Consider the following 20,356-nt stretch of genomic DNA (forward strand, 5'->3'; position numbering starts at 1 on the left):
CCTCAGACGCGGGGCTCGGCCTGCCCGGGAGCGTATCTGCCGAGGAACGAGACGAGCCCGGGCACGGCCGAGGTGTAGAAGTTCCCGGTGTGGCCGCCGTCGCTGAAGTGCGCGACCTCGGGGTGCACACGCCGCACGAACCGGCGGGTCCCGGCCACGAACGGATCCGACGTGCCGCACCACACACCGAGCGGTGTGTCACCGAGCGAGTCGGGGTGCCGCAGCGGATCGAGTGCCGCCCATGCCCGGCGGTCGCGGAACGCCTCGCGTTCGCTCATCTCGTCCCACTCGGTCAGCAGCGCCGGGGCGATCACACCGGTCGCGGCGAGCGGGTCACCGCGTTCGCGGCGCCTGCGGGTGTACACGAGTGCGCCGAACCCGCCCATCGACGTCCCGGCCGCCGCGAACGGCCGTCCGGACGGGCCGCCGAGGCCGCGAGCGGCGAGCCAGACGGGCAGCTCGTCGAGCAGCATCGTCATGGGGTCGTCGCCAGGGGTGGACTCGTGCCAGTAGGCGTACGGGCCGCCGTCGACCGCCGCCAGGCCGAACGGGGGCACGTCGCCCACCGCGACGGCTTGCGCGAGGTACCGCACCATCCCGTTCGGGGTGGCCGCGCGCGCCGTGCCACCCCGGGCATGCAGCACCGCCACCATCGGCAGCCCGCGGTCAGGGAGCCGGCCCGGCAGCATGAGCACGAGGTTGACCGGCTGCCCGCGGGCTCGGGAGAACACCACTTCGGAGCGGATGTCGGGGGCGGTCGCGGTCGCCGACCGGCGGGCCGTCGATGACCCCGTGAGCGCCGCGAGCCCTGCCGTGGCCAGGACCGCGGTGCCGCCGAGCACCACCGAGCGGCGGTCAGGTCTCGGCAACGCGATCGCCCCCGGTGTAGACGTTCATGCTGGATCCCCGCAGGAAGCCGACGAGTGTCATGCCCTGTTCGGCGGCCAGCTCCACGGCCAGCGAGGACGGAGCGGAGACGGCGGCCAACAGGGGGATACCCGCCATCGCGGCCTTCTGCACCAACTCGAACGAGGCACGCCCGGACACGAGCAGGCCCCGGTCGGCGGCGGGAATGGATCCGTCGAGCAGCGCCTTGCCGAGGACCTTGTCGACGGCGTTGTGCCTGCCGACGTCCTCCCGCACGTCAAGCAGCGTCCCGTCGGCGGTGAACAGCGCCGCGGCGTGCAGCCCGCCGGTGCTGGCGAAGACCTTCTGCCGCTCCCGCAGCGCGTCGGGCAGTGCCGACAGCATCTCCGGCGTGACGGGGAAATCGGCCTCGGCGGGGGAGAACCGCGTACTGAGTCGCACGGCGTCGAGCGCTGCCTTGCCGCACACCCCGCACGACGACGTCGTGTAGAAGTTGCGCTCCACACCGGGGTCGGGCCCGGGGACACCGGGGGAGAGCGCGACGTCGAGGACGTTGTAGGTGTTGCGGCCGTCGTCGTCGGTTCCCGCGCAGTACCGGGCGGTCAGGACGTCCTCACGGTCGCCGATGACGCCTTCGGACAGCAGGAACCCGTGTGCCAGTTCGACGTCGTTGCCGGGCGTGCGCATGGTGACGGCGAGGGGAGCGCCCGCCACGCGCAGTTCAAGGGGTTCCTCGGCAGCGAGCGCGTCCGGGCGCGTGCGCTCGCCGTTCGAGGTGAGCATGCGTACCGGCCTGCGTACCGTCACTCGGCCCATCGGTGCGTCCACTCCAGACGTGGTTTCGGTGGTTCGGGGGTGCCGCGTCGCGGCCGGGTGGCCTACGGTGACGCGAGCACCGTGACTCCAGAGTAGGAGAGTGAGCGAGTGGCCCTCAGCTTTCTCGACCGTTCGCGGACCGTCGCACCGCCGGACTGGAGCCGCTGGCTCGTCCCGCCCGCGGCCCTGGCGGTGCATCTGGCGATCGGGCAAGTCTACGCGTGGAGCGTGTTCAAGCCGCCGCTCGAGGGGTCCCTGGGGCTGAGCGGCACGCAGAGCGCGCTGCCGTTCCAGCTGGCCATCGTGATGCTGGGGCTGTCGGCGGCGTTCGGCGGCACGCTCGTCGAGCGCAACGGGCCGCGCTGGGCGATGTTCGTCTCGATGACGTGCTTCTCCTCGGGTTTTTTGATCTCGGCGCTCGGCGTGGCCACGGAGCAGTTCTGGCTGGTCGTGCTGGGGTACGGCGTCGTCGGTGGTGTCGGCCTGGGTATCGGGTACATCTCGCCGGTGTCGACTCTGATCAAGTGGTTCCCGGACCGGCCGGGCATGGCGACCGGCATCGCGATCATGGGCTTCGGCGGGGGCGCACTGATCGCGTCGCCGTGGTCGGCCCAGATGCTGGAATGGTTCGGCACGGGCAGCGGCGGTATCGCGACCACGATGCTGGTGCACGGCGTCGTCTATTTCGGATTCATGGGTCTCGGGGTCGTTCTGGTGCGGGTACCGGCACCGGACTGGACCCCACCGGGGACCCCGGTGGAGCAGGCCGGTGGCCGCACGATCGCGGTGTCGGCCAACAACGCGCTGCGCACGCCGCAGTTCTGGCTGCTCTGGCTCATCCTCTGTCTCAACGTGACCGCGGGCATCGGCATCCTCGAGAAGGCCTCGCCCATGATCACCGAGTTCTTCCGCGACACGGCGATGCCGGTGAGCGCGGCGGCTGCGGCCGGGTTCGTCGGGCTGCTTTCGCTGACGAACATGCTCGGCCGCTTCGTGTGGTCTTCCACATCGGACGTCGTGGGCCGCAAGAACATCTACCGGATGTACCTGGGCGTCGGTGCGCTGCTGTACCTGGCGATCGCGTTGACGACGAACTCCTCGACGCTGGTGTTCGTGCTGTGCGCGGCACTCATCCTGTCGTTCTACGGCGGCGGGTTCGCCACCATCCCGGCGTACCTGAAGGACCTGTTCGGTACCTACGAGGTCGGTGCGATCCACGGCAGACTGCTGACGGCGTGGTCGACGGCGGGCGTGCTCGGCCCGCTGATCGTCAACGCCATCGCCGACAGCCAGGAGGCCGCGGGCAAGCAGGGGCCGGACCTGTACGGCATGTCGCTGCTGATCATGATGGGCCTGCTGATCGTCGGGTTCGTGGCGAACGAGTTCGTCCGGCCGGTGCATCCCCGGTTCCATGAACCGGGCGTCGGTGGATCCGAGGGGGCCACGGCCGGCGATCCCGCGAAGGAGGGGCGATGACAGAACAGCGGAGCGAGGAACCGGGCGGCAGCGCGACGAGTCCCGTGGCCGAGCGCCGCAGGGGGCTGCTGGTGCTCGCGTGGCTGTGGGTCGGGCTGCCGTTCGCGTACGGCGCCTTCGAACTGGCGCGGAAACTGGTGCAGCTCTTCGGCGCTTGACGGGAGTGTTCGGCCGCGGGTGTCCGATTACAGCGGCCGGGTGGTTTTACGTCCGCGTTACCCGCTGCGTCTTGCGGCGATCGTTAGCCGTGCGAAAGGCTGGGCAGCCGATCCCGACAGGGAGCAGCTGCCGACCGGAGGTTCTCGTGGCCGTATCCCGATCCGTCCGCCGCGGACTCGCCGCACTCGCCGTCCTGGTGACGTTGCCCGCGCTGACCACACCGGTGAGCGCGCAGGAGTGGAGCGATCCGGGCGCATCCGGGGGCGGTGCCCACCGCGAATCCGGGCAGCTGGCGCGCAGTGGCGCCACCCCCGCGGCTACTCGGCTCGCGACATCGGACGAGAACCGGCAGGCCGGGGATCAGACCGGCTACCCACGGCAGACCAGGCTGCGGGAGTTCCCCGAGAACCCCGACGACAAGGCCATCAAGCTCGGACTGACGCCGTATCACGACATCGCACCGCAGCTGAACGAGCTGCAGGAGCGCAGCGACCGCGTCTCGGCGGAGGTCGTCGGGCGGAGCACCCAGGGCCGAGACCTCTACCTGGTCACGCTCACCGCTCCCGAATCGCCCGCCGAGGCGGCGCGGCAGGCGCGCTGGCGAGAGCTGATCGAGGACGATCCGTCGGCTGCCGCGGGCAACGAGCGGCTGGCTCGGGAGTACAAGGCACCGGTGTGGATCAACGCCAACATCCACGGTGACGAGTGGGAGGGCACCGACGGTGCGCTGGACGTCATCGAACGCCTCGCCACCAGCACCGACGAGGCCGATTCCGACCTGCTCGAATCCACCCGGATCTACCTGACCGTCACCAACAATCCCGACGGCCGTGTCGCGGGCACGCGTGCGAACGCCGCGGGATTCGATGTCAACCGTGACCACATCAGCTCGACACAGCCGGAATCCCGCGCGGTGCGGGACGTGCTGATCGAGACCCAGCCGCTCGTGATGATCGACGAGCACGGCTACACGGGCACGACACTCATCGAGCCGGGAACGCCGCCGCACGGCCGGGACTACGAGTACGACCTCTACATCAAGCACGCCTACGAGAACGCACTCGGCATGGAACGTGCCATCGGGAAGCTGGGCCACGACGAGACGGAGCGGGCGGACATCCCGTTCCGCGACTTCGAGCCGGGTGAGTGGGACGACTGGCCGCCCATCTTCACGCCGATGTACTCGATTTATCACGGCGCGGTGGGGCACACGGTCGAGGTGCCGCTCCGGGTGAACCGCGGCGAGTACGAGCAGCTGCCGGTCGAGGAGCTGCGGCGGCGTTCGGACATCAACCGTGACGTGGCGGGCGCGACGATCACGTCGGCCATCGACTACGCCGAGAGCAACCGGGCCGAGCTGATCGACGACCAGATCGAGACGTTCCGCCGTGGCTGGGCCGGCGAGCCGCAGCGCGAGATCCCCGACGGATACGTTCCCGGTTTCGGCGAGGAAGACCGCTACTCGGCGGAGTTCCCGCGGGCCTACGTCATCCCCGCCGGCGATGACCAGCGGTCGGCGTCCGCCGCGGCACGGCTCGTCGACCACCTGGTTGCGCACGACGTGCGGGTCTCGCGTGCGGAGCACACGTTCCACCTCGACGGGCAGCGCTACCCGAAGGGCTCGTACGTGGTCGACATGCACCAGCCCAAGCGCGGCCTGGCCAACGCCATGCTCTCGGCAGGCCAGGACATCTCCGGTGACGTCCCGCGGATGTACGACATCTCCGGCTGGAGTCTCGGGCTGCTGTGGGGCGCCACGGTCGACGTCTCGGCCGACGAGGCGCCCGCGGTGCGCACGTCGCCGGTCGCGGCGGCCGGGCCGACGGGGTCGCTTCCGCCGCCGGCGAAGGCCGACCTCGAGCTCGCGCTCACCGACGGTGCCGACGTGCAGGCCGTGACCTACCTGCTCGATCGCGGGGTCGAGGTGACCCGTGGCGACGACGGCACGCTCGTCGTCCCCGCGTCGGCGCGCAGCGAAGCGGCGACGGCGGCCGACCGGTTCGGCGTGACCTTCACCAAGGCCGGGAGAGGCCCGGCCGGAACTGCGCTGGCAGCGCCGGTGATCGCCGCCGCGGCGTCCGCCGACGAGCTCGCCGTGTTGCGCGGCCTCGGGTTCGAGGTCCGCCCGGTCTCGACCGCGGTGCTCAACGAGGGCTTCGAGTTCGACGACGTCAGCGCGCTGCTGGTCTCCACCGGTCTCGACCACGACGCGTTGACGGCCGAGGCGAAGCGGCGGTTGCAGGCGTTCCTCGACGACGGTGGCGGGGTCATCACCCGCGGCGGCGGTGGCGCGGCGTTCAACGAGGCGGCCGGGCTGTTGCCGGTCACCGCGGTCGAAGGACGGGGAGACGCCAACGGCGTCGTGTCCGTGACCGACGGTGAGGGCGGCGTGCTCGACCGCGCGCCCGCGCACTCGTTCGTCTACTCGCCGGTGTGGTTCACCGGTCTCGCCGACTCCGTGACGGCCGAACAGCGCTACGCCCGCGATCCACTCGTCGCGGGGCACTGGCTGCCGGGCGAGGCCGCGGGCGGTCCTGCCGAGGCCGCGGGGGAGGCGTCGGTCGTCTCGGGCGTCTCGGCCGGGGGGACGCGGACGGTGCTGTTCGGCACCGAGCCGATGTTCCGTGACCATCCGAAGGGGCTGTACGCGCAGGTCGCGGACGCGGTGTTCTGGGCGACGTCGTAGCGCCGGAGCTGCGGCGAACCGGTGGTGGACACCGGCGGCTGCGGCTAGGGTGCGGCCATGCTCATCGCGGAGGACCTGCTGCTCCTGGCGTTCGACGACACCGAGGGCAAACCCGTTTCGGGCGTCCACAACCTCGACCAGGCCGTGGCCGGGGCACTCCTGCTCGAACTGACTCTGCGCGGCAGGGTGGACGTCACCGGAGAGGCGGACGAGGGCCGGGCCGGCCGCATCGTGCTGCGCGACGCCACTCCCGTGGGCGAGGCCGAACTGGACGGGGCGCTCGAGGCGCTCGCCGAGAAGGAGGGGGCGAAGCCGAAGGACGCCGTCAACCGGTTGGCCAAGGACGGTCCCGTCGACCGGCTGCTGTCCGGACTGGCCGACCGCGGTGTGCTGAAGCGGGAGGACAGGAAGGTACTCAAGCTGTTCCCCGTCACCCGCTGGCCCGCGGCCGATTGCCGGCACGAGGAACAGCTCCGCACCGAGCTGCACCGCGTGCTCGTCGAGGAGGCCGAGCCGGACGAGCGCACCGCCGCGGTGGTCGCCCTGCTCGTCGCCACCAAGTCGGTCCGGCACGCGTTCCCGACCGACGACCCGCAGCTGACGCAGAAACGGGCCGAGCAGGTCGCCGAGGGCAACTGGGGCAGTGACGCCGTGCGCAAGGCCATCGACGAGGTGACGGCCGCCGTGATGGTCGCGGTGATGGCGGCCGTCGTCACCACCTCGTAGCCGGCGCCTTCGCAGGCGGGGCCGCGAGTAGGGCCACGCCGGTGACGAACCGCCGCAAGCGGGTTCGTAGACTTACCGGCTGTGACGGAGAACGCGAACCAGCAGCACACGGACCTTCCCACCGCCTGGAACCCGGCCGACGAAGAGGCCGCCCTGTACCAGCGCTGGGTAGACGCGGGCTACTTCACCGCCGACGCGTCGTCTGACAGGCCGCCGTTCTCCATCGTACTGCCGCCGCCGAACGTCACCGGCACCCTGCACATGGGCCACGCGCTGAACCACACGCTCATGGACGCCATGAGCAGGCGCAGGCGGATGCAGGGCTACGAGGTCCTGTGGCTGCCGGGCATGGACCACGCCGGTATCGCCACGCAGAACGTCGTCGAACGGGACCTGGCCAAGGAGGGCGTCTCCCGCCACGACCTCGGCCGCGAGAAGTTCGTCGAGCGCGTCTGGGAGTGGAAGAACGAGTACGGGGGCAAGATCCTCGACCAGATGAAGCGGCTCGGCGAGAGCATCGACTGGTCCCGTGAACGCTTCACGATGGACGACGGCCTCTCGCGCGCCGTGCAGACGATGTTCAAGCTCCTCTACGACGAGGGACTGATCTACCAGGCCGAACGCATCATCAACTGGTGTCCGCGGTGCATGACGGCGCTGTCGGACATCGAGGTCGACCACTCCGACGACGACGGCGAACTGGTGTCCATCCGCTACGGCGAGGGCGAGGCGTCGGTCGTCGTCGCCACGACGCGTGCCGAGACGATGCTCGGTGACACGGCCGTCGCGGTGCACCCCGACGACGAGCGCTACCGGCACCTGGTCGGGACCGAGGTCGAGTTGCCGCTCACCGGCAGGCGCATCCCGATCGTGGCCGATGAGCACGTAGACCCCGAGTTCGGCACCGGTGCGGTCAAGGTGACGCCCGCGCACGACCCGAACGACTTCGAGATCGGCCGGCGCCACGACCTGCCCATGCCGTCGATCATGGACGAGCGCGGGGTGGTCACCGCGTCGGGTCCGTTCGAAGGCATGGACCGGTTCGAGGCACGCCCCGCGATCGTGGCCGCGCTGCGGGAGGACGGCCGGATCGTCGCGGAGAAGCGGCCGTACGTCCACGCCGTCGGTCACTGCTCGCGCTGCGACACGGTCATCGAGCCGCGGCTGTCGCTGCAGTGGTGGGTCAGGGTCGGCCCGCTCGCCGAGGCCGCGGGCGACGCCGTGCGTGACGGCCGGGTGCAGATCCACCCGCCGGAGCTGGCGAAGCGCTACTTCGACTGGGTCGACAACATGCACGACTGGACGATCTCCCGCCAACTGTGGTGGGGGCACCGGATTCCGGTCTGGTACGGCCCGAACGGCGAGCAGGTCTGCGTCGGCCCGGACGAAGAGCCGCCGTCCGGAGAGGGTTGGTACCAGGATTCCGACGTGCTCGACACGTGGTTCTCGTCTGGCCTGTGGCCGTTCTCCACGATGGGCTGGCCCGACGACACCGCCGACCTGGCGAAGTTCTATCCGACGACCGTGCTGTCCACCGGCTACGACATCCTGTTCTTCTGGGTCGCGCGGATGATGATGTTCGGCCTGCACGGCATGCGGGAACGCGGCGCCGAGCAGTCCGTGCCGTTCCAGCACATCTATCTGCACGGCCTGATCCGTGATCAGTACGGCAAGAAGATGTCGAAGTCGAAGGGCAACGTTCTCGACCCGATCGACTGGATGGACAACTACGGCGCCGACGCCACGCGCTTCACGCTCGCCCGCGGCGCCAACCCCGGCACGGACATGGCCCTGGCCGAGGACTGGGCGGCCGGGTCACGCAACTTCTGCACCAAGCTGTGGAACGCGGCGCGGTTCGCGATCATGAACGGTGCGACGACCGCGCGCCCGCTTCCCGCGGTCGAGGACATGACCGAGGCGGACCGTTGGATCCTGGGCCGGCTGTCCACGGTTCTGTCCGAAGTGGATGAACTGCTCGAGGATTTCCAGTTCGCCAAGGCCACGAACACGCTCTACCACTTCACGTGGGGTGAGCTGTGCGACTGGTACATCGAGCTGGCCAAGGTGCAGCTGTCGGGCGAGAGGGCCGACGACACCCGTGCCGTCCTCGGGCACGCGCTGGACACGGTGCTGCGCCTGCTGCACCCGTTCGTCCCGTTCGTGACCGAGCGGCTGTGGACGACGTTGACCGGGAGGAAGTCCCTGGTCGTGGCCGACTGGCCGACGGGCGAGCTGCTGCCGGCTGCCGACCCGACCGCGGAGGGCAGGATCGGTGATGTGCAGAAGCTCGTCACCGAGGTGCGCCGGTTCCGTTCCGATCAGGGCCTCAAGCCGGGCCAGAAGGTGGCCACGCGGTTGACCGGCGCCGGTTTCGAGGCCATTGCCGCCCACGAGCAGGCCGTCCGCTCGCTGGCCAAGCTGACCGAACCCGGCGACGAGTTCACGGCCACGGCGTCGATCGAGGTCGCGCTCGCCGACGGCACCGCCGCGGTCGAGGTCGACACGTCGGGCACGATCGATGTGGTCGCCGAGCGCAAGCGGCTCGAGAAGGACCTGTCGGCAGCGGAGAAGGAGCTGAAGCAGACCGAGGGCAAACTCGGCAACCAGGCGTTCCTCGACAAGGCGCCCGCCGACGTGGTCGACAAGATCCGCGTACGCCGTGACACGGCGGCCGCCGACATCGAGCGCATCACCGCGCGGCTGGAGTCGCTGCCCGCGTCCTGACCCTCAGGTGCCGTTCCTGCCGTGGCCCGCGACTCCGCGTCCAGCGGAGGAGCGGGCCACGGGTGTTCCGGTTCGAGGGTTCGAGGTGGGCTCCGCCCCGGGTTCGGGACGCCGGTGTCAGGACATCGCGTCCAGGGTCCGTCGGATCTCCGTGGCGATGCCGTACATGCCTGCGGCGTTCGGGTGGTACGACATCGCGACCAGAGGATTGGTGTCCTTGCCCTGGATCCACGCCTGGAGCCCCGCGCACGCGTCGTGGCCGTAGGACGCCGGGTACATGTCCACAAAGGATGCGCCGTGGTGCTCGGCCGCCGTCCGGAGTGCGTCGTTCAGCGCCATCTCGATCTCGTCAGCCCACGCGAGGTCGCCGTCGGCGAACGGCAGGACGTCCGGACAGGTGACACCGGTTTCGGGGCCGGGGACGATCCGCGGATAGCCCACGACGAGCACCGTGGCGTGCGGGGAACGAGCCGTGATCTCCTCCAGTACCGCGGCGACCCGGCTCCCGGTGCGAGCCACGGCCTCGGCCAGGGTGTCGGTGCCGGCCTCGGTGAAGTGCTCCCGGCAGGGGCTTCCGGAGGGGTTCTCGTCCCGGAGCTTGGGGCAGGTGCCGATGATGTCGCCGAAGACGCCCTCGTCGTTGCCGCCGATGCCGAGCGTGACGAGGTCGGTGTCGGGCCGCAAGGACTCGAGTTGGGGCGAGTTGGTGCCGAGCGGGGTGTGCTGCGGTTCGGTCATGTGACCGGTGGTCGCGCCGCCGCAGCTCACGTCGTGGAACGTGTCGGCCCGCGTCTGAACGGCGAGCACGGTCGGGTAGTTCGTCGTCGATCGGGCGCAGCCGAGCGGTGGGGTCGGTTTGGGCAGCGGGATCAACGGGCCCGAGGTGTAGGAGTCGCCGAGGGCGACGTAGTGCTCGAACCGCGGTTGCCACGCGGTGGCAGACGCCGACGGGGTGGCCGTGAGCGTCATGGCCAGCGCGAGAGCGAGTGTGCCGAGTGCGGTCACAACCCGTGCCGTCGGCCGGGCGCCGCGCGCGGTGACGGCGTGGGGGAGCCGATGGTGCCGTCGACGGTGTGACGGGTGGTGGGTGTCGGTGTGGTCGGATCGCTGTGCCGGCATGTGTCCCCGATCGCCGTCGAACAGGCCTGTTATGTCCTATCCGTCGGCGGATGCCGGTGACCAGACGGCGAACGTGTAGACACCATCGCCCGACCTGCTGATGCCGCGATCACGACCGGTGACCGGTGCGCGGAACTTCGCGTGAACGCAGGAAACCGCCTACCGCGGGTCTGCCTGCATCCCGGTCACCGAGAGCCCCACTGGGCGCACTGAGACCGTGCCGTCCCGCATACGAGGCGAGGCCCGGTTGCCGCCGGTCGTCCAGCAGCGCGGGGCCTGGTCGTGATCGGCCAATGTTGTGGGACGTGACCGTCAGCAGCGTGGCTGCGCTGGTGCGGCCGGGGCCACCTAGGAACCGGGTCGAGCGGCCGCGTCGGGGGCTCGCTCGGCCGGTGTGCCGGCGGTACGGAGCGGCGACAGCACGAGCAGCACCGCGGCGCCGAGGGTGATGCCCGCGAACACCCACACGGTCGCACGAAGCCCGATCGTTTCGCCGAGGACGCCCCCGCCCAGCGCTCCCACGGGTGCCGTGCCCCATGCCAGGAACCGGATCCCGGCGGTCACGCGGCCGAGTAGCCGGTCGGGACAGATCGCCTGCCGGTAACTGACCTGGACGATGTTGTACACGGTCATACCGTGACCGAGGGCTGCCAGCGCACCGCCGACGAACCAGGCTCCGGCGCCCGGCTGTGCGAGCCCACCCACAATCGGCGGAAATCCGGCTGCCGCCACGGCGATTCCTGTCGCATCCGGCGAGTGTTCCGAACTGATTGGAAAGCGTCAATCATTCCCGTATGTCAGCCACGTATGCTGGGCGGATGGGAGCGGGGCGACGGACAGCGACCGAGGCCGAGGCGAATGCACTCGCCTCGGGAATACGCCTGCGCATCATCCGGTTGACCTATCACGAGGCACTGACCAACAAGGAGATCGCTCGGCGGCTCGACCGGGATCCGGCAACGACGCTGTATCACGTGCGCAAACTCGTTGCCACGGGCTTCCTCGTCACCGACGTGGAACGCCGGGGGGCGCGTGGTGCGAAAGAGATTCCGTACCGGTCGACCGGCTTGTCGTGGCGGCTGAGTGGCCCGTGGAACGCGCCGGTGGAAGACGCGATGCTCGAGGCGTTTCTGACCGAGATCGCGGACCTCGAACCGGCAGCGCTGCACCAGACGCGTGCGGTCGCCCGGTTGCCGGAAGCCCGCATCGCCGAGTTCCGCGGCCGGCTGGCCGAGCTGATTGACGAGTTCGCAGCCGGTGACGAGGAGGACGCGCCACCCGAGTCTGCCGCCGAGCAGCCGGGTGCGACCGCGATCTACCTGGCTCTGTACCCGAGCGGGTAAACGGGTCGGAGAATTCGACGGAACGTGGGATGATGGACCCGGAGGAGCCGCATACGCGGTGACGACATTCGACATGGAGGCTTGTGAGTAACCCGAATCGCGGCGACGTACTGACGTCGCAGGCGGATCTGCCCGCCGAATCGCTGGACGAGGTGTTCGACGACGCACCGTCGACCGGCGAACTGGAGCTCGAGGACCGCGCGTCGCTGCGCCGGGTCGCCGGGCTGTCCACGGAACTGTCCGACATCACCGAGGTCGAAAACCGGCAGCTGCGGCTCGAGCATGTCGTGCTCGTCGGTGTGTGGACCGAAGGCACGGCTGCCCAGTCGGAAGCCTCCCTCGAAGAACTTGCCAGGCTTGCCGAGACGGCGGGCTCCACGGTGCTCGAGGGTCTGGTGCAGCGGCGCAACCGGCCCGACCCGGCGACGTACGTGGGCTCGGGGAAGGTTCGCGAACTCGCCGACATCGTCGCCACCACCGGTGCGGACACCGTCATCTGCGACGGTGAGCTCTCGCCCGGCCAGCTCCGCCAGCTGGAGGACAAGCTGAACGTCAAGGTCGTCGACCGCACGGCCCTGATCCTCGACATCTTCGCCCAGCACGCGCGGTCGAAGGAAGGCAAGGCGCAGGTCGAACTCGCACAGCTGCAGTACCTCATTCCGCGACTGCGCGGCTGGGGTGACACGTTGTCCCGACAGGCCGGTGGTCGTGCGGGTAGCAACGGCGGCGTGGGGCTGCGCGGACCGGGTGAGACCAAGCTCGAGATCGACCGCAGGCGCATCGGCAAGCGCGTGGCCAAACTCCGGCGCGAGATCTCGGCGATGGACACCATCCGCGAGACCAAACGCGGCCGCCGTGTCGCGAACGACGTGCCGAGCGTGGCGATCGTCGGCTACACCAACGCCGGCAAATCGAGCCTGCTCAACGCCGTCACCGATGCCGGTGTGCTCGTCGAGGACGCGCTGTTCGCCACCCTCGATCCGACGACGCGCCGGGCCGTCACCCCCGACGGCAGGGCATACACGCTGACCGACACCGTCGGTTTCGTCCGGCACCTGCCGCACCAGCTGGTGGACGCCTTCCGCTCGACGCTCGACGAGGCGGCCGACGCCGACGTGCTGCTGCACGTCGTCGACGGTTCCGACCCGGCACCCGAGGAACAGGTGCAGGCGGTCCGGACGGTGCTCGCCGAGATCGGCAGCAAACGTTCCGAGTCGCTGCCGCCGGAACTGATCGTCATCAACAAGGCAGACGCCGCCGACGCGGTATCGCTGGCCCGCCTGCGGCACCTGCTTCCGGACGCGCACGTCGTGTCCGCCCGGACGCAGGAGGGCGTCACGGAACTGGTGGCGGAGATCGCCGATCGGCTGCCTCGTCCGGAGACGCTGGTCGACGTGCTCGTGCCGTACGCGCGCGGTGAACTCGTCGCACGGGCGCACGCCGAAGGCGAGGTGCTGACCGAGGACCACACCGCCGACGGCACTCGCCTGTGCGCACGTGTCCACGCTGATCTCGCCGGTGCGCTGGACTCGTACCGCATCGAGGGCGCCGACGTGACGGAACCGGCCGACGCGGGCGCTGTCGGCGAACCGGCAGGCTGACGACCCGGCCTCGAGGGACAGTGACCACACGTTCGCCGATGCCCCGTTCGCCGATGCCCCGTTCGACGAGGCCGTGTTCGATCGAGCGCACCACGAGGCGTCGGCGCGCGTGGCGAATGCGCGGGACGTTCGCGGTCGTGACGGCGTGTGTCGCCGTGGTGCTGGGCATTCCCGCGGCCGTACCGGCGGCGGAGGCACAGCCCCACGGCAACGGCCCGCCTGAGCCCGGGGCCGTGTGCCGGATCGACGATCCCGCCGTGGACGAGGCATCTGGGCTGGTCGCCGGTGACGGCCGGTGGTACGCCGTCAACGACGGGGGCACGGTCCTGCGCGTCTACGCGCTCGACCGGGACTGCGCCGTCACCGACGTGATCACCGATCCCACGGACCCGTACGACGTCGAGGATCTCGCCAGAGCGGCCGACGGCACGTTCTGGCTCGCCGACATCGGCGACAACCGCTCGGCCCGCGACACCGTGGCGTTGCACGCGCTTCGCCCGGGAGATGGATCGACGCTCTACCGGCTCACGTATCCCGACGGTGCGCACGACGCCGAGGCCGTACTCCTCGACCGGGAGGGCACGCCGTACATCGTCACGAAGAGCGTGACCGGGACATCGGGCGTGTACCGTCCTGCCGCGGCGCTGCAGAGTCCAGGGCCGACGCCACTCGAACGGGTGGGCTCGGTGACAGTCCCACCGACAGGCACTCCCGGTGGTCCCGTGGGCACCGCCGGGACACTGCTCATCACCGGCGGCGCGACGAGCCACGACGGACGGGTCGTCGCGCTGCGCACCTACACGGACGCCTACCTGTACCCGGCACCCGACGGCGACGTCGTCGCTGCGCTCCAGCGCGACCCGGTGAGAATCCCACTGCCCGGCGAACCCCAGGGGGAGGCCATCGCGTTCCAACCCGACGGCACTCTCGTGTCGGTGAGCGAAGGAGTGGGCAACCCCGTTCGCGTCGTACGCGACGCCACCGACCTCGTCACCGGCTCCGGAGGCGGCGGACCAGAGCGGGACGGATCAGCGGGTGACGGCACCGACGACGATGCCCACGCGAAGGGAGGCAGGGGGCCGGCCGGGCCGGACGACGGCCGGCGGGCGGATCGAGGGTCTGCCGGCGATGCCCAACGTCACGGCGATGCCCAGCGTGACGGCGATGCGTCCGGCTTTCCCCCAGTACCGGTCGGTGTGGGCGCGCTCGTGATCGGACTACTCGGGGCGATCCTCGTGGTCGTCCGTCGTCGCAGATCGTGACGTCGGTGCGCGGCACACCGGGTCACGACGGCACCCTCACAGTCGGCGCAGTACCGCCACGACCTTGCCGAGGATCTGCGCATCGTCCCCGGGGATCGGCTCGTATGCCTCGTTGTGCGGCAACAGCCAGATGTGGCCGTCCTTGCGCTTGAACGTCTTGACGGTCGCCTCACCGTCGATCATGGCCGCGACGATCTCGCCGTTCTCCGCATCCTCCTGCTGGCGGACGACGACCCAGTCGCCGTCGGTGATGGCCGCGTCGACCATGGAGTCACCGGTGACGCTCAGCAGGAACAGATTGCCCTCACCGACCAGATCCTTCGGCAGTGGGAAGACGTCCTCGACCGCTTGCTCGGCCAGTACCGGGCCGCCTGCGGCGATACGACCGAGGATCGGCACGAACGCGGGGGTTGGCCGGTCCTCGGAGGGATTCAGCTTCGAGATCGAGTCCGTGGTCAACATGCCCACGGCGCGAGGACGATTGGGGTCTCGTCGCAGGTAGCCCTTGCGTTGCAGCGCTCCGAGCTGGTGGTGCACCGACGAGGTCGACGTGAGACCGACGGCCTCGCCGATCTCACGCACGCTCGGCGGGTAGCCGTAGCGGTCCACCCACCAGCGGATCACCGCCAGCACGCGCTGCTGTCGTGGGGTGAGGCCTTCTTCGGTGACTTCCGGCAGGTCGTGGACAGTGCTGCCGGGACCGCGCTTGCCGCCGGTCTCGTCGTGGGTCTTGCGTGCCACCGTGTCGCCTCCCAGTCGCGGGCAGCGGGTACGGCTGCCCGGTGATCGCGGTGCCGTGCGGCAGCCGCGTGTCGTCGTGTGCTCGGTCGTGTTCGGCGGGCCGCGACAGGCCGTGATGGCCGGATGGCACGCCGTACATCTCCGACGCTAGCCTCCCCGGCCGCGAATCTCAAACATCTGTTCGAGGGACACGCCGTGTGGGTCTCGATTTTGTCAGACCCGGGTGGTAGACATCGTACAGGCGTTCGATCGACCGGATGTTCGAGGAGGTGGCCATGCCGATGGTACTGCAGCGGGAGCAGCCGCTGGAGCGCGGGCATGCGAGGTATAGCAGGCCGGAGCGGTCCGGCGAGCCGGGTGATTCTCCCGGGTCCGCCGGCCTCGCTCCGGGTGTCGAGGCGGACCGAGCGCGGAGACGTGGACGCGGCGTGTTCGAGAAGGTCCACGGTGCGCGTGCGGGTCGGGATGCGGACACGGTGTCCACGTCGATCGGCGGCGGCGTTCGCGACCGGCGAACGGTCCGGTGGGTTCGTGTCGTACCCGCCGATTCCCGTCGCCCGCCGACGAGGCGCGGTCCCGTCCGGCCGCATACGCGTATTCCGGTGCGCGCGTGTGCTCGGACGCGGATCACAGCGCAGGGGTGGCTGTTGATCGCCGTGGCGGTGGGCGTGTTCTCCTTCGTCGTGGCGTCCGGGTTCGTCGCCAACGCGCTCGCCGGTCTCGGCGGCTCCGGTGCCGGCGAGGTTCCGGCGGAGACGGCGGTCGTGTCCGTGGGTGCGGGGGAGTCGCTGTGGGACATCGCCGAGTCCACCGCACCCGAGGCGGATCCGGCGGCCGTCGTCACACGGATCGAGCAACTCAACGACCTGGCCGGCGGCGCGGTGCGCACGGGTACCCCGTTGGTGGTGCCCGTCGGACCGTGACTGCCGTGGCACGTCTTCCTGCGGTTTCCCTGGGACGTCGCCCGGACCAGCTCCCCCGTGACGGTGAGCTATGTCGGTGATCACCCGTCGGATGGCTGTGTCAGCTTGCGCGGCGGGTGGGTGCACTCCTAGAGTCAACCCCCACATCTAGTAGTTACACGGCTGTAGTTGGTCCACAAATTGGGGTAAACTCGGACAGAGTTATCCACAGCTCGTCGGCCTTCGCCCACCGGGTATCCACAGATTGATCACCAGGATCGCCCTGGTGAACGACAGTCCTCGCCGAGTCTTCGCGGCCGATCACGTCATCGGGTTCCGGGATCGGTGGGGCTCGAGAGTCGTCGGCGGTGCGTCAGGGCACGCCGGCAGCCGGTGTCGCGAGACGTGGCCCGGCGATGGTTGCGGCGCACGGTGCGCCGGCGCCTGTGATGGGGAGGTGGTTCGGTCATGCGGTGTCCGTTCTGCAGGCATGCCGATTCCCGCGTCGTCGATTCTCGTGAGGTGGATGAAGGGCAGGCGATCCGGCGCCGGCGTTCGTGCTCGAAGTGCGGTCGCCGGTTCACGACCTCGGAGTCGATGGTGCTCGCCGTCGTCAAGCGCTCCGGGGTGACGGAACAGTTCAGCAGGGACAAGGTCATCCGGGGCGTGCATCGGGCCTGCCAGGGGCGCCCGGTCGACGACGACGCGCTGCAGCAGCTGGCGCAGCGGGTCGAGGAGTCGATCAGGGCCGCCGGCGTGGCGGAGATCCCGAGTCACGAGGTCGGTCTGGCGATCCTCGGTCCCCTGCGGGAACTGGACGCTGTGGCGTATCTGCGGTTCGCGAGTGTTTATCGCGCGTTCTCCTCCATCGAAGACTTCGAGAAGGAGATCACGGACCTTCGGCAGGCGATTGCGGATTCGGTCGACTGAGGTTCCTCGGTCGACAGCGGGAGTAAATGCGGACGACGCCCCGGCGTCGCCGCTTGGTGCCAATCGCGGGAGTGGGAGTCATGACAGAAACGGTCGGAGCCGGCGCCGAGGCCTCGAAGACGTCGAAGAAGCGGTCCGGTGGCGGCGGTGGCACACGGAAGGGCCTGCGGGTCCAGCGTGTGTTCACGACCGAGGGGGTGCACCCGTACGACGAGGTCACGTGGGAGAAGCGTGACGTCGTCATGACCAACTGGCGCGACGGGACGGTGAACTTCGAACAGCGGGGCGTCGAGTTCCCCGAGTCCTGGTCGATCAACGCCACGAACATCGTCACCAGCAAGTATTTCCGGGGTGCCGCCGGCAGCCCGGAGCGGGAGAGCAGCCTCAAGCAGCTGATCGACCGCGTCGTGAAGACCTACGTCGCCTCGGGCACCGAACACGGCTACTTCGCCTCGCCCGCCGACGCCGAGATCTTCGAGCACGAGCTCACCTGGATGCTGCTCCACCAGGTGTTCAGCTTCAACTCGCCGGTCTGGTTCAACGTGGGCACCGCGTCGAAGCAGCAGGTCTCGGCGTGCTTCATCCTCTCGGTCGACGACACCATGGAGTCGATCCTCGACTGGTACAAGGAAGAGGGCCGGATCTTCAAGGGCGGCTCGGGTGCCGGTCTGAACCTCTCGCGGATCCGTTCCTCGAGGGAGCTGCTCTCGTCGGGCGGTACGGCATCGGGCCCGGTGTCGTTCATGCGCGGCGCCGACGCCTCCGCGGGCACGATCAAGTCCGGCGGGGCCACCCGCCGCGCCGCGAAGATGGTGGTGCTCGACGTCGACCACCCCGACATCGAAGAGTTCATCGAGACCAAGGCCAAGGAGGAGCACAAGATCCGGGTGCTCCGCGACGGCGGGTTCGACATGGACCTGGGCGGCTCCGACATCGCTTCGGTGCAGTACCAGAACGCGAACAACTCGGTGCGCGTGTCCGACGAGTTCATGCGCGCCGTGGAGTCGGACGACAAGTTCGGCCTGCGCGCCCGCACCACCGGTGACGTCATCGACCAGACCGAGGCGAAGCCGCTGTTCCGGAAGATGGCGCAGGCGGCCTGGGAATGTGCCGACCCGGGGATGCAGTACGATGACACGATCAACGACTGGCACACGTGTCCCGAGTCCGGCCGGATCACCGCGTCCAACCCGTGCTCGGAGTACATGCACCTCGACAACTCGAGCTGCAACCTGGCATCGCTGAACCTGCTGAAGTTCCTGTCCGACGACGGGTCGTTCGACGCACCGCTGTTCGCGAAGGCGGTCGAGCTGGTCATCACCGCGATGGACATCTCGATCTGCTTCGCCGACTTCCCGACCGAGGCGATCGGTGACACCACGCGGAAGTTCCGCCAGCTCGGCATCGGTTACGCCAACCTGGGCGCGCTGCTCATGGCGACGGGCCACGCCTACGACTCCGACGGCGGCCGTGCGCTCGCCGCGTCGATCACGTCGCTGATGACCGCGGTGTCGTACCGTCGCTCCGCCGAGATGGCCGGCGTCGTCGGCCCGTACGAGGGCTACGCCCGCAACGCCGAAGGTCACCAGCGGGTCATGCGCAAGCACGCCGCGGCCAACGAGCTCGTACGCACGCTGCACCGCAACGACGCGAACGTGCGTGCCCTCGCCACGGACGAGTGGAAGCGCGGCATCGAGATCGGCGAGCGCTCCGGCTGGCGTAACGCTCAGGCGAGTGTGCTCGCGCCCACGGGCACGATCGGGTTCATGATGGACTGCGACACCACGGGCATCGAGCCGGACTTCTCGCTGGTGAAGTTCAAGAAGCTCGTCGGCGGCGGGTCGATGCAGATCGTCAACAACGCGGTGCCGCGCGCACTCCGTGCCCTGGGCTACCAGGAGGAGCAGGTCGAGGCGATCGTCGATTACATCGCCCAGCACGGACACGTCATCGACGCCCCGGGGCTGCGGAGCGAGCACTACGAGGTGTTCGACTGCGCCGTCGGTGAGCGGTCCATCGCGCCGATGGGACACGTGCGGATGATGGCGGCGGTGCAGCCGTTCATCTCGGGCGCGATCTCGAAGACCGTCAACATGCCGGAGTCGGCCACGGTCGACGAGGTCGCGGAGATCTACTTCGAAGGCTGGAAGCTCGGGCTGAAGGCGCTGGCGATCTACCGGGACAACTGCAAGGTCGGCCAGCCGCTGTCGACCGGCAAGCAGGAGAAGGGTGAGGCGGAACCGGAGAAGGTCGTCGAGTACCGCCCGGTGCGCAAGCGCCTGCCGAAGAAGCGGCCGAGCCAGACGGTGTCGTTCACCGTCGCGGGCGCGGAGGGATACCTGACGGCCGGTTCGTACCCGGACGACGGTCTCGGCGAGATCTTCGTCAAGCTCGGCAAGCAGGGTTCGACCCTCGCAGGCGTGATGGACGCCTTCTCGATGTCGATCTCCGTGGGGCTGCAGTACGGCATCCCGCTCGAGTTCTACGTGCAGAAGTTCCAGAACCTGCGTTTCGAGCCTGCTGGCATGACCGACGACCCGGACGTGCGGATGGCGACGAGCGTGCTCGACTACCTGTTCCGCAGGCTCGCGCTCGACTACTTGCCGTACGACAAGCGGGCTCAGCTCGGCATCTTCACCGCCGACGAGCGCTCGGCGCAGGTCGAGGCCGACTACAGCGGAGGCGATTCCGAGGGCGACGGTGTCGACCTGGAGACACTGCGCAGCACGGTGGACTCCGGTGGAACGCAGGTGGCCGAACAGTCCGCCGATGAGACAGCCACCTCCGGGGATGAGGCGCACACGACCACGGAACTGGTGGAGTTGCAGCTCGGCAAGGCCGCGGACGCGCCGCTGTGCATGACGTGTGGGACCAAGATGCGCCCCGCGGGTTCGTGCTACGCCTGCGAGGGCTGTGGCGCCACGTCGGGTTGCAGCTGATCCGAAGGGTGGTAGCTGGGCCTAATGGCGGTAGCTGATCCGCCGACGAGTCGGCGGTAACCGGC

At 69.5% G+C, this 20,356-nt stretch carries 16 protein-coding genes; 11 read left to right on the forward strand and 5 right to left on the reverse strand.

What is annotated here, in order from left to right:
* Positions 1-2: 2 nt before the first annotated feature.
* Positions 3-869 (reverse strand): alpha/beta hydrolase, encoded by an 867-nt coding sequence (locus LY40_RS10745; RefSeq protein ID WP_258936690.1) that lies wholly within the window; start codon positions 867-869, stop codon positions 3-5.
* Entirely contained in the window at positions 856-1,683 is an 828-nt protein-coding gene (gene fdhD / locus LY40_RS10750) for a formate dehydrogenase accessory sulfurtransferase FdhD (protein WP_258936691.1), read from the reverse strand. Before fdhD ends, LY40_RS10745 begins: the two co-directional genes overlap by 14 nt.
* Before the next feature lie 108 nt (positions 1,684-1,791).
* Between fdhD and LY40_RS10755 the strand changes: the two genes are divergently transcribed.
* From LY40_RS10755 to LY40_RS10775, 5 genes are all read left to right on the forward strand, one after another.
* Positions 1,792-3,159, forward strand: a complete 1,368-nt coding sequence (locus LY40_RS10755) for an OFA family MFS transporter (RefSeq protein ID WP_183783953.1) — start codon at positions 1,792-1,794, stop codon at positions 3,157-3,159.
* On the forward strand, positions 3,156-3,317 hold the full coding sequence (locus tag LY40_RS10760) for an MFS transporter small subunit (RefSeq protein ID WP_183783955.1): 162 nt from the start codon (positions 3,156-3,158) through the stop codon (positions 3,315-3,317). The genes LY40_RS10755 and LY40_RS10760 overlap by 4 nt, the downstream gene beginning before the upstream one ends.
* 146 nt (positions 3,318-3,463) lie before the next feature.
* Positions 3,464-6,004, forward strand: a complete 2,541-nt coding sequence (locus tag LY40_RS10765; RefSeq protein WP_258936692.1) for a M14 family zinc carboxypeptidase — start codon at positions 3,464-3,466, stop codon at positions 6,002-6,004.
* Between the two features lie 57 nt (positions 6,005-6,061).
* Positions 6,062-6,730, forward strand: coding sequence for a GOLPH3/VPS74 family protein (locus LY40_RS10770; protein WP_183783957.1), 669 nt, complete (start codon positions 6,062-6,064; stop codon positions 6,728-6,730).
* Between the two features lie 81 nt (positions 6,731-6,811).
* Positions 6,812-9,454: a valine--tRNA ligase gene (locus LY40_RS10775; RefSeq protein ID WP_258936693.1), complete on the forward strand. Its 2,643-nt coding sequence runs from the start codon at positions 6,812-6,814 to the stop codon at positions 9,452-9,454.
* Between the two features lie 117 nt (positions 9,455-9,571).
* On the opposite strand, the gene LY40_RS10780 is transcribed toward LY40_RS10775, so the two are convergent.
* Positions 9,572-10,423, reverse strand: coding sequence for an SGNH/GDSL hydrolase family protein (locus LY40_RS10780; RefSeq protein WP_258936767.1), 852 nt, complete (start codon positions 10,421-10,423; stop codon positions 9,572-9,574).
* Positions 10,424-10,921: 498 nt separating this feature from the next.
* Positions 10,922-11,305, reverse strand: a complete 384-nt coding sequence (locus LY40_RS10785) for an MFS transporter (protein WP_183783966.1) — start codon at positions 11,303-11,305, stop codon at positions 10,922-10,924.
* A gap of 86 nt (positions 11,306-11,391) precedes the next feature.
* Between LY40_RS10785 and LY40_RS10790 the strand changes: the two genes are divergently transcribed.
* From LY40_RS10790 to LY40_RS10800, 3 genes are all read left to right on the forward strand, one after another.
* Positions 11,392-11,916, forward strand: a complete 525-nt coding sequence (locus tag LY40_RS10790; RefSeq protein WP_258936694.1) for an ArsR/SmtB family transcription factor — start codon at positions 11,392-11,394, stop codon at positions 11,914-11,916.
* 152 nt (positions 11,917-12,068) lie between these two features.
* The gene (gene hflX / locus LY40_RS10795; protein ID WP_183785650.1) at positions 12,069-13,517 is read left to right on the forward strand and encodes a GTPase HflX; all 1,449 of its coding nucleotides are present in this window, start codon (positions 12,069-12,071) and stop codon (positions 13,515-13,517) included.
* Between the two features lie 116 nt (positions 13,518-13,633).
* Entirely contained in the window at positions 13,634-14,779 is a 1,146-nt protein-coding gene (locus LY40_RS10800; protein WP_372497755.1) for a hypothetical protein, read from the forward strand.
* A 36-nt stretch (positions 14,780-14,815) separates the two neighbouring features.
* Here the strand turns inward: LY40_RS10800 and lexA are convergent, their stop codons facing one another.
* Positions 14,816-15,520 (reverse strand): transcriptional repressor LexA, encoded by a 705-nt coding sequence (gene lexA / locus LY40_RS10805; protein ID WP_258936695.1) that lies wholly within the window; start codon positions 15,518-15,520, stop codon positions 14,816-14,818.
* 647 nt (positions 15,521-16,167) lie between these two features.
* Between lexA and LY40_RS10810 the strand changes: the two genes are divergently transcribed.
* The 3 genes from LY40_RS10810 to LY40_RS10820 all read left to right on the forward strand — a co-directional run bounded on the left by LY40_RS10810 (position 16,168) and on the right by LY40_RS10820 (position 20,291).
* A complete protein-coding gene (locus tag LY40_RS10810; RefSeq protein ID WP_183783975.1) occupies positions 16,168-16,443 on the forward strand; it encodes a LysM peptidoglycan-binding domain-containing protein in 276 nt (91 codons plus the stop codon).
* Between the two features lie 447 nt (positions 16,444-16,890).
* Positions 16,891-17,352 (forward strand): transcriptional regulator NrdR, encoded by a 462-nt coding sequence (gene nrdR, locus LY40_RS10815; protein ID WP_183657185.1) that lies wholly within the window; start codon positions 16,891-16,893, stop codon positions 17,350-17,352.
* A gap of 80 nt (positions 17,353-17,432) precedes the next feature.
* The gene (locus LY40_RS10820; protein ID WP_183783976.1) at positions 17,433-20,291 is read left to right on the forward strand and encodes a vitamin B12-dependent ribonucleotide reductase; all 2,859 of its coding nucleotides are present in this window, start codon (positions 17,433-17,435) and stop codon (positions 20,289-20,291) included.
* Positions 20,292-20,356 lie beyond the last annotated feature (65 nt).

The sequence above is a fragment of the Prauserella salsuginis genome (assembly GCF_024648885.1).
Lineage (GTDB): Bacteria > Actinomycetota > Actinomycetes > Mycobacteriales > Pseudonocardiaceae > Prauserella > Prauserella salsuginis.

Coding starts and splice junctions, on each gene's coding strand:
- fdhD (WP_258936691.1), bottom strand. CDS start 1,683: ATGGGCCGAGTGACGGTACGCAGGCCGGTACGCATGCTCACCTCGAAC.
- LY40_RS10820 (WP_183783976.1), top strand. CDS start 17,433: ATGACAGAAACGGTCGGAGCCGGCGCCGAGGCCTCGAAGACGTCGAAG.
- LY40_RS10790 (WP_258936694.1), top strand. CDS start 11,392: ATGGGAGCGGGGCGACGGACAGCGACCGAGGCCGAGGCGAATGCACTC.
- nrdR (WP_183657185.1), top strand. CDS start 16,891: ATGCGGTGTCCGTTCTGCAGGCATGCCGATTCCCGCGTCGTCGATTCT.
- LY40_RS10800 (WP_372497755.1), top strand. CDS start 13,634: ATGCGCGGGACGTTCGCGGTCGTGACGGCGTGTGTCGCCGTGGTGCTG.
- LY40_RS10780 (WP_258936767.1), bottom strand. CDS start 10,423: ATGACGCTCACGGCCACCCCGTCGGCGTCTGCCACCGCGTGGCAACCG.
- LY40_RS10770 (WP_183783957.1), top strand. CDS start 6,062: ATGCTCATCGCGGAGGACCTGCTGCTCCTGGCGTTCGACGACACCGAG.
- LY40_RS10760 (WP_183783955.1), top strand. CDS start 3,156: ATGACAGAACAGCGGAGCGAGGAACCGGGCGGCAGCGCGACGAGTCCC.